Genomic DNA, 15,384 nt, shown 5'->3' on the forward strand with positions numbered 1-15,384 from the left:
CAAGCCGCCCGCCAGTCGTCCGCACCACAGTGGTGCGATTGTTGTCGCCCCAGGCAATGTGTGCCGGTGCCCAGCTCGTGCCGGACAGCGAACGCCCCACCACCAACCGCTTGTACGAGTTCACGGTGGGGGCGTGGAAGGCGGTCAACGCCGGGCAGTGCGCCAGCAAACCTGCCACGCACTGCCGACCGATGTCGGAAAGACCGTGCGAATCCGACGCTTCGGCCATGACCGCCCGCCCCTCGTTGTCCCTCAACGACAAGTGCATGTGCAGCCCGTTGCCGGGACGGTCGGCAAAGGGCTTGGGCATCATCGTAAAGATTAAGCTCGCGTCCTCGGCGATGTGATGCGCCGCCATCTTGAACAGAACGAAACGATCAGCCGCCGTCAGCGCGTCGCTGTAATGGTAGTTGAGTTCGTACTGCCCGCTGGCATCCTCGTGATCGATCTGAAACACGTCGAAACCACAGGCGTCCAGTCCTTGTTCCAGTCGGCGCAAAACATCGCTGACACGCGCCATGGCCTTGAAATCGTAGGACGGCTTGTCCAGCGTATCCGCCGCATCGGCCGGAATCGGTCGGCCCGCCGCATCCTGATGGAACAGGCAGAACTCGGGTTCGATGCCGACATTGAGCATCCATCCCCGTTCGGCCAAACGCGCCATTTGCCGTTTGAGCAGATGGCGCGAACAACGACTGTACGGTTCGTCGAGCACCACCCCGTCGCAGGCGATGCGGGCATAGCCGGGCATCCAGGGCATTGCCTGCAACGTGGTCAGATCACCCTGACCATAAAACTCGGCCCGAGGGCCATGCCGCGGCAACCCGGTTCCATTAATGGAAGGCGAACCAAACCCTGCCCCCGGATAGACGATGTCGTCGAGATGGTCGAGCGGGATGTAGGTGGCCTTCACCGCGCCGTGGATGTCCACAAACTGCGCGATGACGGTATGCACGCCAGCAGCCGCCATGTGTTGTTTGGCTGCGGCGATCTCGGCCTTGTCCCGTTTTGAGGTACTCATGATTGTGCCTTGGCCAATGCCCGGTCGAGCATATCCAATGCTTCATCGAATACCGCATCTTCGGTGGTCAGCGGGTAGAGAAAGCGGATCACATTGGCGTAAACGCCGCAAGAGAGCAGGATCAAGCCTTCTCCCAGCGCCGCTTGCTGGACGCGTTTGGCGGCATCCGGCGAGGGCGCGCCGGTAGCCGGGTCGAAAAACTCGGCGGCCACCATCGAACCCAGTCCACGGACTTCCTTCAGTGTCGGCACAATGGCCTGCGCTGCCTTCAGACGCGCCATCAGTTTTTCGCCCAGCAGATTGGAGCGTTCGACCAGTTTTTCCTGTGCCATAACGTCGATCACGGCGTGCGCTGCGGCAATCGCCAGCGGATTACCCGCGTAGGTGCCACCAAGACCGCCCGGTGCGGGCGCATCCATCACTTCGGCCCGACCGCACACGGCAGACAGGGTCATGCCGCCCGCCATGCTCTTGGCCAGGGTCACGATATCTGGCAGGACGTCATAGTGCTCGGTGGCGAACAACTTGCCGGTACGGCCGAAGCCGGTTTGCACTTCGTCGAAAATCAGCAGGATGCCGTGCTCATCGCAGACCTTGCGCAAACCACGCAACAGCTCAGGCGGCGCAATATAAAAACCACCTTCGCCCTGCACCGGCTCGATAATAATGGCCGCCACGCGGTTCGGTTCGATAGCGGCCTTGAACAGGGTTTGCAGCGCGTGAATCGAGTCCTCGACAGTGACGCCATGCACGGCCATCGGGAACGGCAGGTGGTAGACCTCGGCAGGAAATGGCCCGAAGCCGACCTTGTAGGGCACCACCTTGCCGGTCAGGGCGCAGCCCATCATCGTGCGGCCATGAAAGCCACCCGAGAACGCGATAATGCCCGGTCGGCCGGTGCTGGAACGGGCGATCTTGACTGCGTTTTCCACCGCTTCCGCGCCGCTGGAAAAGAAGGCCGTCTTTTTGGCGAAATCGCCGGGCACCAGCGCATTGATGCGTTCGGCCAGTCGCACATAGCTTTCATAGGGCAACACCTGATAGCAGGTGTGCGTGAAGCGCTTGAGTTGCTCCTCGATGGCCGCAACCAGCGCCGGATGACGATGGCCGGTATTGAGCACGGCGATACCGCCAGCGAAATCGATATAACGATTGCCTTCCACGTCCCACACTTCGGCGTTCTGCGCGCGGTCGATGTAGAAACCGGCCATCACGCCGACACCGCGCGGTGTGGCGGCCAGCCGGCGCGCCTGCAGATCTGCGTTTCTGGATTGATCGGATGGCGCGATTGTTTGGGCGTTGTTTGTCATTGCATGGGCGGTCATGTCGCTGTTCCTTGCTCGCCGTATCAGGCGAGGCTGATCCACGTGGTTTTGAGTTCGGTGTATTTTTCGAGCGCGTGCAGCGACTTGTCGCGACCGTTGCCGGATTGCTTGAAGCCGCCGAACGGCACGGTGATGTCGTCTTCGTCATAGCAGTTGACGTGCACGGTCCCGGCGCGCAGGGCACGGGCCATAAGATGCGCCCGCGAAATATCCCGCGTCCAGACGGCGGCGGCCAGGCCGTAGCTGGTGTCGTTGGCGATTCGAATCGCTTCTTCCTGCGAATCGAAAGTGATGATCGACAGCACGGGGCCGAAGATTTCCTCGCTGGCGATGATCATTTCATTGGTCACGCCGTCGAAAATGGTCGGCGCCACATAGAAACCGCCGGTTTCCGTGCGAACCTGCTCGCCGCCGCAGCACAAGGTCGCGCCTTGGCTTTTGCCCGCTTCGATGTATTTGAGCACGTTGTCCATCTGCATCTGGTCGACCAGCGCGCCCATGGTGGTGTTGGGATCGAGCGGGTCGCCCGGCATGTGCTTGGGCGAGTATTGCTTGAGTTTCTCGACGAATTCATCGCGGATGGAACGCTCGACCAGCAGGCGCGACGGCGCGTTGCAGCTCTCGCCCTGATTGTAGAAGATCGAACCGGCCGCGGCGGCCACGGCACGATCCAGATCGGGGCAATCGGCAAACACGATATTGGGTGACTTGCCGCCCAGTTCGCACCAGGCCCGCTTGAGGTTGCTTTCACCCGCCATGATCTGGATTTTCCTGCCCACCGCGGTCGAGCCGGTGAAGGCGATGCAGTCGATATCCCTATGCAGGGCCAACGGTGAACCGGCCTCGGGGCCAAAGCCCGGCAGCACGTTGAGCACGCCAGCCGGGATGCCCGCTTCCAGTGCCAGTTCACCCAGGCGCAGCGCGGTCAAGGGCGACTTTTCCGAGGGCTTGAGGATCACGCTGTTGCCTGCGGCCAGCGCCGGTGCAATCTTCCAGGAAGCCATCAGCATGGGATAATTCCACGGCACGATGGCCGCGACCACGCCTATGGGTTCGCGGGTAATCAGGGCCAGGGTGCGGTCGTTGGTCGGCGCGATCTCATCATACACCTTGTCGATCGCTTCGCCGTACCACCGCAGGGTATTTGCCGTAGCGGGTACATCGGTGCTCATGCTGGCCGATATGGGTTTGCCCATATCCAGCGTTTCCAGCAATGCCAGTTCTTCACGGTTCGCCAATACCAGATCGGCAAAACGGATCAGGATCGTCTTGCGCGCTCGCGGCGACAGACCAGCCCAGCGCCGGTCTTCGAAGGCCTCACGCGCTGCCGCAACCGCCCGGTCGACATCCGCCGCCTTGCAGCGCGCCACGTCTGCCAGTTTGCGGCCATCGACCGGCGACAGACACTCGAAGGTGCTGCCATCAACCGCATCGACGCGCTGACCGTTGATCCAGGCGCGACCGTCCATCGTGAGCGCCGCCGCCCGGGCATGCCAATCAATCGTGTTCATTTCATCACCCCTGTTTACCGTGTTTTTTGCTGTGCTTTTTTGCTGTGCTGGCCGAACTGTGGCGCGGCCCTGTTTCTCACCAAGCGTGCTTACAGACCCGCCATGGCGACGTATTTGATTTCCAGATACTCGTCGATGCCGTGGTGGGAACCTTCACGCCCCAGACCCGACTGCTTGACCCCGCCGAAGGGTGCCACTTCATTCGAGATGATGCCGGTGTTGACGCCGACCATGCCGTATTCGAGCGCTTCCGCCACGCGCCAGATGCGCCCGATATCCCGGCTGTAGAAGTACGAAGCCAGGCCGAATTCGGTGCGGTTGGCGAGCTCAACCACTTCCTCGTCGGTCTTGAAGCGGAACAGCGGCGCGACCGGGCCGAAGGTTTCTTCGCGGAACATCAGCGCATCCGGGCTCACATCCGCCAGCACGGTCGGCTCATAGAATGTGCCGCCCAACGCATGGCGCTTGCCGCCCGAGACCAGACGGGCACCCTTGGCAATCGCATCGCCAACGTGACTTTCCACCTTGGCCAGCGCCGCTTCATCAATCAACGGACCTTGTGTGATGCCGTCCGTAAAACCATCGCCGACCTCCAGTTGCGCCACGCGATCGGCCAGTTTCTGCGCGAAGACATCGAATACGCCGTCCTGAACGAACAACCGGTTGGCACAGACACAGGTCTGACCCGCGTTCCGGTATTTGCTGGCAATGGCGCCGTCAACGGCCGCATCCAGATCCGCATCGTCGAACACGATGAACGGTGCATTGCCGCCCAGTTCCAGCGACAGCTTCTTGATGGTGTCCGCGCTCTGACGCATCAGGATGCGGCCCACTTCGGTCGAGCCGGTAAAGGATAATTTGGTCACCACTGGGCTTTCGCAAATGGCGCCGCCGATTTCCCGCGGATCGCCGGTAATGACCTGGAACACGCCACCTGGAATGCCTGCTTCTTCGGCCAGCACGGCCAGCGCTAGGGCGGACAACGGGGTCTGCTCGGCGGGCTTGACGATCATGGCGCAACCGGCCGCCAGCGCCGGGCCGACCTTGCGGGTGATCATCGCGGTCGGGAAGTTCCAGGGCGTGATGGCGGCGGTGACGCCAATCGGCTGCTTCAACACCAGCAATCGACGATCACCCTGCGGTGCCGGGATCACTTCGCCGTACACCCGCTTGGCTTCTTCGGCAAACCATTCGATAAAGCTGGCACCGTAGGCGATTTCACCGCGCGCTTCGGCCAACGGCTTGCCCTGTTCAGCGGTCAGAATCCGCGCCAGATCTTCCTGATGTTGCATGATCAGCGCGAACCAAGTTTTCAATCGCGAAGACCGATCCTTGGCCGTCAAGCCACGCCATTCTTTTTGTGCTAAGGCTGCGGCGGCAATCGCGCACGCTGTTTCGACCCGCCCCATCAGGGGCACTGTGGCAATCGGTTGCGCCGTGGCCGGGTTCGTCACCGTCAAGGTGGCACCGGAATCAGCGCCGACCCATGTACCCGCCAACCAGGCAACGCCTTGTTTGAGGAGTGCCGGATATTTGAGTTGGATAGACATAAAATCTCCAGATTTGGTGTATAGCCAAGCCGCCCGGCTCGACTGTGGGGTTTGATTTGAGCACGCCTCAGATCAGTGCTGCCTTAAATCCCCCTCGTTCCCCCTTTTACAAAGGGGGATGCGCTTTCGTTCAAAAGGGCTGACTCCCCCCCTTTGAAAAATGGGGGGTTAGGGAGGATTTGATTCGCTCGGCGCGAAGCCGATCAGCCAATCCAGTTCAACGTTCAGACCCAAAGCCCAGACCTGTACATCAGGCTTGAACAATCGAAGTTTCAATCTCGGCCCGATTAACCTTTTCCCTTGACCCTTTCTCTTAACTCTTTCCTTGCGCATACGCATCGGCAACTTCGCGTTGTCGTCGACGTTCCGCCCGAAGTTGGTACAGGCTGGACGCAATAACCCCGATGCTGACGACCACGATGATGACAGTGGCGACGGCATTGATGGAGGGATCGAGCCCCAAGCGCGCCCGCGAGAAGATGACGAGCGGTAGGGTGGTCGACCCCGGCCCCGACAGGAAGGCTGCGATCACGACATCATCGAATGACAGGGTAAAGGTAAGTAGGAAGGCCGAAACCAGTGCGGATGCGATCAGGGGCAGGGTAACCAGCCAGAACACCTGAAAGGGCTTGCAGCCCAGATCCATTGCGGCTTCTTCGAGCCGATGATCGATTTCGCGCAGCCTTGAAATGATCACCACCGTGGCAAACGAGGTGCCGATCAGGGCATGCCCCAACAGAATCGTGCCGATGCCGCGCTCGGGAAAGCCCAACCACTTTTGCAGGGCAACCAGCATCAGCAAAAGGGAAATACCCACGATGACATCCGGCATGACCAGCGGTGCGTTGGCCATGGAGGCCAGAAGTCCGCGCCCCTTGAACCGACCATACCGCACCAGCACGAAGGCCGTGAACGTGCCGAAGATCACCGACAGGCTCGCGCTCATGAACGCCAGCTTGAGCGAGATGATCAAACCATCGATCAACTCGCGGTCGTGTGATGCATCCACGTACCACTTGAAGGTGAATCCGGTCCAGACCGTGCTCAAACGTGAATCGTTGAACGAGTACACCACCAGCGTGACGATTGGGATATACAGGAAGATGAATACCGCGATCAGCCAGGTGCGACCGAACACTGAACGTCCAAAAGGGTGCTTCATGTCTTATCTCCTACCCTTGTTTGATCGTTGTAGCGATTGAACAGGGCCATGGGCACAAGGATGAGCAGAATCATCACGATGGTGACGGCAGAGGCCATGGGCCAGTCGTTGTTGCTGAAGAACTCATCCCACAGGACGCGGGCAATCATGAGTGTTCTTGGGCCGCCGAGCAGTTCGGGGATCACGTACTCTCCGAACGCCGGGATGAACACGAGTAGCGAGCCCGCAATGATGCCGCGTTTGGTCAGTGGCACCGTGACCAGCCAGAAGGTCTTGAACGGACTGGCACCGAGATCGGCCGCCGCTTCGAGCATGCGGCCATCCAGTTTTACGAGCGTCGCGTACAGCGGCAGCACCATGAACGGCAGATAGGCGTATACCATGCCGATGGTGAGCGAAAACGGGGTCTGCATCATGTGGATCGGGGAGGCAATCACACCTAGCCCCATCAACCCGCTGTTCACGATGCCGTTATCGGCCAGCAGGGCTTTCCACGCATAGATACGCAGTAGGAACGAGGTCCAGAACGGCAGCATAACCAGCATGAGCAGCATCGTGCGCAGATGCGCTGGCGCCCGCGAGATGAAGTACGCGAACGGATAGCCCACGATCAGACAGTACAGTGTCGTCAGCGCCGCGAATTTCAGCGAAGAGACATAGGTGTCAAAATAGAGTGAATCCTCGCCCAGATACAGGTAGTTGCCGAAATTGAACTTCAGGGTCAGCTCGTCATCGGCCCAGTGCCACAGGCTGGACACCGAAGTCACTTCCATATGGGCCAGGCTGATATTCAGCACCAGCAACAAGGGGGCGGCGGCCAGGGCAAACAGCCAGATCATCGGGATGCCGATCACCAGATTACGTACGGTGAACAGCCGTCGCAGACGAGGCATGATGGATTGCTTTCTCATGATCGGGCCCTCCTTATTCTGTCAGCACTACCATGGCATCACGGGTCCAATGCGCGAACACATGATCGCCCCAGGTCAGATCGTCCGCCATTTTCCGGGTCAGATTAGGCTGCTGAACCTTGAGCACCATGCCCGTCTTGAGTTTGAGGTGATAGGTCGTATGCGGCCCGAGATAGGCGATTTCGACCACCTCGCCCGCGCACCAGTTGTGGTTCTTGTTCGGTTGCACCGACGAAAGCTGGATTTTTTCCGGCCGCAGCGCGACCGCCACACGCATGCCGGATGTGCCGGTAATGCCATGCCCCACATAATGCGTGCATTCGGGGCAGATAACGGTGATGTGATCGGGCTCGTCTTCGTCGACCTTGCCTTCGAAAATATTCACGTTGCCCACGAAACCGGCGACAAACCGGCTGTTGGGCGTCTCGTAGATTTCATCAGGCGTACCCACCTGCAGGAAATAACCCTCGTCCATGACCGCGATGTGCGAGGCCATGGTCATGGCTTCTTCCTGGTCATGGGTAACCAGAACACAGGTCACGCCGACCTGCTCGATGATGTTGACCAATTCGAGCTGGGTGGTTTCGCGCAGTTTCTTGTCGAGCGCGCCCAGGGGTTCGTCAAGCAGCAAGAGCGTGGGCCGCTTGGCCAGACTACGTGCCAACGCCACCCGCTGTTGCTGACCGCCAGAGAGTTGATGCGGTTTGCGCTTGCCGTATTTGGATAACTGCACCAGATTGAGCATGGCGTCCACCCGCTTGGCGAGTTCGGCGCCTTTCAGTCCATCACGCCGCAGGCCGAATGCCACGTTGTCCCATACGTTCAGATGCGGGAAAAGCGCATAGGACTGAAACATCATATTGACCGGCCGCTCATAGGGCATCAGATCGGTAATATCCTGTCCGGAGAGATAGATCCGTCCGCTCGTCGGGGCTTCAAAGCCGGCCAGCATCCGCAACAAGGTCGATTTGCCGCAGCCTGAGCTGCCCACCAGCGCAAAGATTTCGCCCTTTTTCACAGACAGGGAAACATTGTCCACTGCCTTGACGACACCGTCGAAGATCTTGCTGACACCATCAATCTTCAATAACACTTCTCGGTCTGTATTGGCCGTTACCGATGCCATACCTATCTCCTCATGAGATTCAACTTTTCTAACCAACCGGCAATTCGAACTGACTGCCAATCGAGCCACCAAACTATCCACTTGGGTAGAAAAGCACTCCGCCCGTGCTTAACGGACGGAGTGTAGGAACATTAAGAACCTGTCTTGAACTTGGTGTAAAGACGAGTCATTAGACGACGGGTGTCGCTGTTGACGGCCTTGGGTGTGACCAGTTTTGCCAAATCCGCATCGGAGAGGAACACGGACTTATTGTTGGCCACGTCAGGGGTAACAAAGGGCAGGGAATCCTTGTTGGGGTTCGCGTACAGCACTTCGTTGGTCAGAGAGGCATCCACCTTCGGTTGCAGGATGTAATTCATCCACTTGTATGCATTTTCCGGGTGCGGCGCGTCTTTTGGAATCGCCATGCTGTCGAAGAACGCCAGGCCACCATTTTCTGGAATCAGAACCTCGATTTTCTGACCGTTCTTGCTGTCGATCGCACGCTGCGCGGACTGGCTCATGTCGCCGGACCAACCGAGGGAAACACACAGTGAGCCGTTTGCCAGATCATCAATGTAGCTGGAGGATGAGAATTCCTTGATGTAGGGACGAATCTTCTCGATTTTCTTAAATGCCGCTTCGTAATCGGCCTTCTTGTTGGAGAACGGATCCATATTCATGGAATGCAGCGCTGCAGGCAGCACTTCATAGGCCGAATCCAGCACGGAAATACCGCAGGACTTGAGTTTGCTCGCATACTTCGGATCGAAGATCAGATCCCAGGCGCTTTTGGGCATCGGCGTGTCGCCGAGTGCTGCCTTCACCTTGTCGACATTGATACCCACCGTGGTGTAGCCCCACAGCCAGTTGACGAGGTACTGGTTGCCCGGATCAACGACGGCAAGTTGTTTCTCGATGGCCGGGTTGAGGTGGACCAGATTCGGGATCTTGCTCTTGTCGATTTTCTGGAACAGGCCACCCTTGATTTGCAGCTCGGCCCAGTTGGCAGATGGCACCACGATGTCGTAACCGGTATGACCGGCAACCAGTTTGGCGTGAAGCGTTTCATTGCTGTCGTAGTTATCGTAGTTAACCTTGATGCCCGTTTCCTTCTCGAAATTCGAGATGGTGTCTGGAGCAATGTAATCCGACCAGTTGTAGATATTGAGGACCTTCTCCTCTGCCGCTCCTGCAACCGGAACCAGTCCGGCGGTAAACGCCACGGCGATCATGCCGCCGAGTAATTGTTTTTTGAACACTGATTTCATATGAAGTTCTCCTTCAGGGTCATTGGCAAGTTCGAAAAATTACATCCAACACAAGTAAACCAAACTCGAGTACATCCAACAAAGGGCCACATACGGCGACCGTTACCAGCACACCCTCTGCAAACCCTTTACAAGCGTTGCCGCTCTTTTATGCAGTCACTTCAGCCGAGTGCGCTGCATCCATCCAGCCTCGCGACTGTATGTCTTTGAGAGTCGCATCCAGACAGATGCGAACCCGTTTCGTCATTTCATTAATGTCAGACTTGGTGCAAACCAAGGGCGGGGCAATGATCATTCGATCACCCACCGCACGCATGATCAGCCCATTGGCAAAGCAGTGATCGCGACAGATCATGCCAACTTCCAGCGATGCATCAAAGGACTGGTTTTTTGCCTTGTCTTTCATCAATTCGAATCCGCCAACCATGCCGAACGTCTCAGGCGCCGCGACCAAAGGGTGGTCGGATAATTCGGCAAACCGCTCGGCGAGATAAGGACCTGTGACATCGTGAACCCGCTCCACCAGCCCTTCTCGTTCAATAATATCCAGATTGGCCAGTGCCACGGCACAGGCGACAGGGTGCCCCGAATAGGTATAGCCGTGGTTGAACTCACCACCTTGCTCGATCAGCACCTCGGCCACGCGCTTGCCGACCACGACGCCACCGAGCGGGATATACCCTGATGTCACGCCTTTGGCGAAGGTAATCAGATCCGGTTTCGCACCCATCATTTCCGAGCTGAACCACGCACCCAACCGCCCGAAGCCGCAGATAACTTCATCACAGATCAGCAGAATTCCGTACTTATCACAGATTCGCTGAATCTCGGGCCAGTAGGTTTTTGGTGGGATGATCACGCCACCTGCTCCCTGCACCGGCTCGCCGATGAAAGCGGCGACCTTTTCCGGACCGACTTCCAGAATCTTCTGCTCCAGCCAACCGGCCGCTTCGATACCGAAGGCATCCTTGTCCTGATTCGGCGCAAGCCCGAAATGATAAGGCTGTTCGATGTGCACGATGCCCGGCACCGGCAAACCACCCTGAGCATGCATGCCCGCCATGCCGCCGAGCGAGGCGCCACACACCGTCGAGCCGTGATAGGCGTTGTTCCGGCTGATGATGACATTGCGCTCCGGATGGCCAAGCGTTGCCCAATAATGGCGCACCATGCGCACATTTGTGTCATTCGATTCCGATCCGGAAGAGCTGAAAAATACATGGGAGAATCGCTCCCCGGCCAGGCTGACAATTCGCCTTGCCAATTTGGCCGCTGGCTCGTTGGTCGTCTGGAAAAAGCTGTTGTAGTACGGCAGCACCTGCATCTGCTGCGCTGCGGCATCAACCAGTTCCTTGCGGCCGTAACCCACGTTGACACACCACAATCCGGACATGCCATCGAAAATTTCGTTGCCTTCTGAATCCCAGATATAAACACCTTCGCCACGGGTGATTACCCTCGCCCCTTTACTCGCCAGTGATTTATGGTCGGTAAAGGGATGCATGTAATGTGCCGAATCCAGTGCTTGGATTTCATCGGTCTTTGCACGGGTCGTAGCCAACATGGTGTTCTCCTCGTTTTGATTCTGTTTCATTTTGTTCAAATCAAACGTGCATCAACAGATGCTCGCGTTCCCACGGGCTGATGACGCGCATGAATTCTTCATGCTCGGTTTCTTTAACCGCCACATAAACATCAATAAAGTTATCTCCCAGCACTTCACGCAAGGGCTTGGATGCATCCAATTGGCGCAGAGCCTCCGAAAGCTCTCGGGGCAATTGATAGTTCGAGTCATAAGCACTGCCAGTTGTCACGTCGCTTGGCTGTAATTTCTCGACAATGCCGAGATAACCACAGGCAAGCGTGACCGCCATGGCCAGATAAGGATTGGCATCGGCGCCCACGACCCGATTTTCGACTCGACGCGCTTCCGGCCCGGAATGAGGCACGCGGATACCGACGGTGCGATTGTCGTAACCCCATTCGATGTTGATGGGGGCAGCGCCACCGCGCACGATGCGGCGATACGAGTTCACATAAGGGGCAAGCAACGCCATGGCAGCGGGCAGGTATTTTTGCAGACCGGCGATGTACTGCTGGAACAATGGGGATTCACTGCCATCCGGATTGCTGAAAATATTCTGGCCGGTTCCGGTATCGAGTATGCTCTGATGGATATGCATTGCCGAGCCGGGCTCGTTGGCCATCGGCTTGGCCATGAAGGTGGCATACATGTTGTGACGCAGGGCCGCTTCGCGCAGGGTCCGCTTGAAGAAGAACACCTTGTCGGCAAGAACCATGGGGTCGTCGTGCAGGAAATTGATTTCCATTTGCCCGGCACCGAACTCGTGAATCAGTGTGTCGAGCTCCAACCCCATGATGTCGCAGTACTCGTAGATTTCCTCGAACAGCGGATCGAACTCATTCACCGCATCGATGCTGTACAGCTGACGACTGGTTTCTGCGCGGCCACTGCGGCCGATCGGCGGCACCAGCGGTTGGTTGGGATCGGTATTTCGCGCCAGCAGGTAGAACTCCAGCTCGGGGGCCACGATCGGCGACCAGCCCATGCTTTTGTACAGCTCCGTCACTTTGCGCAACACATTGCGTGGCGCAAAGTCCACCCGAGTACCATCGTGGAACAGGCAATCCATGATCACCTGGGCCGTGGGGTCAACCGCCCAGGGTACCAAACGAACCGTGCTGGGGTCGGGAACCAGCACCATGTCCTTGTCGGTAAAGCCGAACACATTATCGTAAGCCGGCCGGTTTTCAGGTGATTCACCGGTCACCGTCACACCCAGAACCGCTTCGGGGAGACGCATGGCACGCTCAGCGGTGAATTTTTCCCGCGGTAGGATCTTGCCCCGCGCCACGCCAGTGAGATCGGGAACAAGACACTCGATTTCCGTGACATTGTGAGCGGCCAGCCACTGGTCCATATCCTTGTGAGAAAAGTCTTTACGCTCAATCATATTGTTCTCCGTTTTATCCGTTTTATCACTTGGCTCAGCGTGACGCAGCGCGTTCACGACAGGCTGTGCCAAAAGCGCGAAATATCGACAAGTAAGGCGGGTTGTTCAGTACATCCCATTCCGGGTGCCACTGCACCGCCAGCGCGAATGCTTTCGCATCGGAAATACGGATCGCCTCGATCAGACCGTCGGGTGCATAAGCCTCGGCGACCAACCCCGAGCCAAGCCGCGCGATGCCCTGGCCGTGCAGCGAATTGACCATAAACTCGCCGCATCCCGTAATCTCGGCCAGCATACCGCCGGGCACGGTGGAAACGAGATGCTGAGGGCCATACTGCGCTTCCGGCAGCGTGCTATCGACTTCCCGATGATCGGCAAATCCTTCGGTGTCATGCACGGCCTGATGCAGGCTACCGCCAAACGCCACGTTGATTTCCTGAAACCCGCGACAAATGCCCAACAACGGAACGCCCGCCGTCACGGCGGCATCGATTAATCGCAGGGTCGTGCTGTCACGCGCCGGATCAAGCGGCAGGGATGGGTCCAGCACGTCTTCATCAAAATGGGATGGGTGCACATTGGATACCGCGCCCGGCAACAGAATGCCATCGGCCAATGCAATCAAGGCTTCAAGTTCACTGTCCGAGCCCAGCGCAGGGATTGCCAGCGGCACCGCTTGCGCCGCACCGGCAAGCGCCGCAACGTACTTATGACCGACGGCATGAAATGTTTGACCGTCGATCTGTCTCATATCCGCGGCCATCAGAACAACCGGCTTACTGCGGTAAATCATTTATCCGACACCCTCTTAATTGGTACTGACCGGCCATTCTAAGCGTCTAATGGCACCCTGTGTGCACCAAAGCAAACCAAAAGATCAAATTCAAAAAATAAACATATAAATCAAAAACATATTGATTTATTTTTCAAATAATTTTCACATAAACATCTACAATGGGTTTATTCTTATCCCAGAAAGGCAAACCAACAAGAGCCATTTACTTGTTCTGCGTGGAACCACTTTAAACGAGGAGACGGGCCGTGGAATCTTTAACCATTTCGGAATGGTTGCTCACCGAGCTCAAACAGGGGCGATTCCCGCCACGGATGCCGACACATCGCCGGGTATATGAAGCCATCCGCCGCGCCATTGCCACGCAGCATCTCACGCCCGGTGCCCGATTGCCGTCCACACGCAATCTGGCGGAAGAACTCGGCCTGTCCCGAAACACCCTGCTGGCCGCATTCGAACAACTACATGAAGAAGGATATGTCGTGTCGCAGATCGGTAGTGGTACCCGCATTGCCGCCACGTTACCGGAGAGCTTTGTCACAACACAGGAATCCGGTGCGACACCGCAAACCGAAACGGCAAGGAATACAACAAGTCTCTCCAAACGGGGCACTATCGCGGCAGGGCCGTCGGATCAACCCAGTTATGAAGTGCAGCCTTTCACGCCCGGGGAGGATGATTTCTCCGCCTTCCCGACCCAGATCTGGCGCCGCCTTCTCAACCGCCAATGGCGCGATCCGCAGCCCGCCTTTCTGGACTATGGCCATGCCGGTGGCCATTTGCCGCTCCGGCACGCCATTGCCAACTATCTGCGCATGTCCCGCACCGTCAACCTGACGGTAGAACAGGTGCTGATCACCTCGGGCACACAGCAATCCATCGACCTATGCGCCCGTATGCTCACCGATTACGGGGACCACGTATGGGTTGAGAATCCCTGCTATTGGGGCGCGCGACGCGTTCTGGAGGTCAACGGCCTGACACTTCACCCGGTTGCCGTGGATGATGAAGGAATGGCACCAGGCAACATCGATTTTCGAAATCCACCGCGTCTGATCTATACCACGCCATCCCACCAATACCCCAAGGGCGTTGCCATGAGTTATGGGCGTCGTCGCCTGCTTCTGGATTACGCAGCCAGCCGAGGAGCCTGGATTCTCGAAGATGATTACGACAGCGAATTTCGCTTCGAGGGACGGCCGCTCTCCTCACTGCAAGGCATGGATCAAAGCGGCTGCGTGCTCTACATGGGTACCTTTTCCAAGGTGATGTATCCCGGCATCAAACTGGGCTACATCGTGGTGCCGCCCGATTTGGCGGAACGCTTCAAACGCGGGCTGTATGAACTGCAACGCCCCGGCCAGGTCGTGATTCAGGCGGCGCTGGCCGACTTTATCGAGGAAGGCCATTTCTCAACCCATATTCGGCGCTTGCGGCAGATATACAAGGAACGGCGCTACCTGCTGCAAAAGGCATTGGCTCCTGTAACCAGCGTCGGCGCTCGCCTGCCGCCCGCCGGCTCTGGACTGCATCTAGTGGTGGAACTCCCCCCGACCTGTGACGATGTACGAGTGGCCGAATTGGCCGCAGAACAAGGCCTGCGCGTTTACCCGTTATCCCATTACAGCGTGGGAGATAAGCGCGAAAAAGGGCTGATTATCGGCTATGCCTATGCCGCCACGGATCGCATCACGACCTATGGACGCATCCTTGCCGATGTGATTCAGGCGGCATTGAGCAATTAATGTAATGCGGCGCTT

12 protein-coding genes are annotated in these 15,384 nt (G+C 57.7%); 1 reads left to right on the plus strand and 11 read right to left on the minus strand.

Going from position 1 to position 15,384, the window contains the following annotated elements; all coding sequences use genetic code 11:
- The 11 genes from M7R55_RS00195 to M7R55_RS00245 form a co-directional block, all read right to left on the minus strand.
- On the minus strand, positions 1-1,021 hold a 1,021-nt coding region (locus M7R55_RS00195), incomplete at its 3' end, for a type III glutamate--ammonia ligase (protein WP_298217448.1).
- Complete coding sequence (gene gabT / locus M7R55_RS00200; RefSeq protein ID WP_298217450.1) at positions 1,018-2,346, minus strand: 4-aminobutyrate--2-oxoglutarate transaminase; 1,329 nt, start codon at positions 2,344-2,346, stop codon at positions 1,018-1,020. The genes M7R55_RS00195 and gabT, both read right to left, overlap by 4 nt.
- A 23-nt stretch (positions 2,347-2,369) precedes the next feature.
- Positions 2,370-3,857 carry an aldehyde dehydrogenase gene (locus M7R55_RS00205; RefSeq protein WP_298217451.1) on the minus strand — a complete coding sequence of 496 codons (1,488 nt, stop codon included), beginning with the start codon at positions 3,855-3,857 and terminating at the stop codon, positions 2,370-2,372.
- Positions 3,858-3,946: 89 nt separating this feature from the next.
- Entirely contained in the window at positions 3,947-5,407 is a 1,461-nt protein-coding gene (locus M7R55_RS00210; RefSeq protein WP_298217453.1) for an NAD-dependent succinate-semialdehyde dehydrogenase, read from the minus strand.
- Positions 5,408-5,720: 313 nt separating this feature from the next.
- The gene (locus M7R55_RS00215) at positions 5,721-6,569 is read right to left on the minus strand and encodes an ABC transporter permease subunit (protein WP_298217455.1); all 849 of its coding nucleotides are present in this window, start codon (positions 6,567-6,569) and stop codon (positions 5,721-5,723) included.
- The gene (locus M7R55_RS00220) at positions 6,566-7,480 is read right to left on the minus strand and encodes an ABC transporter permease subunit (RefSeq protein ID WP_298217457.1); all 915 of its coding nucleotides are present in this window, start codon (positions 7,478-7,480) and stop codon (positions 6,566-6,568) included. The genes M7R55_RS00215 and M7R55_RS00220 overlap by 4 nt, the downstream gene beginning before the upstream one ends.
- A 13-nt stretch (positions 7,481-7,493) precedes the next feature.
- Entirely contained in the window at positions 7,494-8,606 is a 1,113-nt protein-coding gene (gene potA / locus M7R55_RS00225) for a polyamine ABC transporter ATP-binding protein (protein ID WP_298217459.1), read from the minus strand.
- Between the two features lie 131 nt (positions 8,607-8,737).
- Positions 8,738-9,856 (minus strand): polyamine ABC transporter substrate-binding protein, encoded by a 1,119-nt coding sequence (locus M7R55_RS00230; protein WP_298217460.1) that lies wholly within the window; start codon positions 9,854-9,856, stop codon positions 8,738-8,740.
- A 148-nt stretch (positions 9,857-10,004) separates the two neighbouring features.
- Positions 10,005-11,420 (minus strand): aspartate aminotransferase family protein, encoded by a 1,416-nt coding sequence (locus M7R55_RS00235; RefSeq protein ID WP_298217462.1) that lies wholly within the window; start codon positions 11,418-11,420, stop codon positions 10,005-10,007.
- A 40-nt stretch (positions 11,421-11,460) separates the two neighbouring features.
- The gene (locus M7R55_RS00240; RefSeq protein WP_298217463.1) at positions 11,461-12,831 is read right to left on the minus strand and encodes a glutamine synthetase family protein; all 1,371 of its coding nucleotides are present in this window, start codon (positions 12,829-12,831) and stop codon (positions 11,461-11,463) included.
- A 34-nt stretch (positions 12,832-12,865) separates the two neighbouring features.
- Positions 12,866-13,624, minus strand: coding sequence for a gamma-glutamyl-gamma-aminobutyrate hydrolase family protein (locus M7R55_RS00245; RefSeq protein WP_298217464.1), 759 nt, complete (start codon positions 13,622-13,624; stop codon positions 12,866-12,868).
- Positions 13,625-13,872: 248 nt separating this feature from the next.
- Between M7R55_RS00245 and M7R55_RS00250 the strand changes: the two genes are divergently transcribed.
- Entirely contained in the window at positions 13,873-15,369 is a 1,497-nt protein-coding gene (locus M7R55_RS00250; protein ID WP_298217465.1) for a PLP-dependent aminotransferase family protein, read from the plus strand.
- The last annotated feature ends 15 nt before the right edge of the window (positions 15,370-15,384 follow it).

Origin of the sequence: Halothiobacillus sp. (assembly GCF_027346185.1) — a bacterium.
Lineage (GTDB): Bacteria > Pseudomonadota > Gammaproteobacteria > Halothiobacillales > Halothiobacillaceae > Halothiobacillus.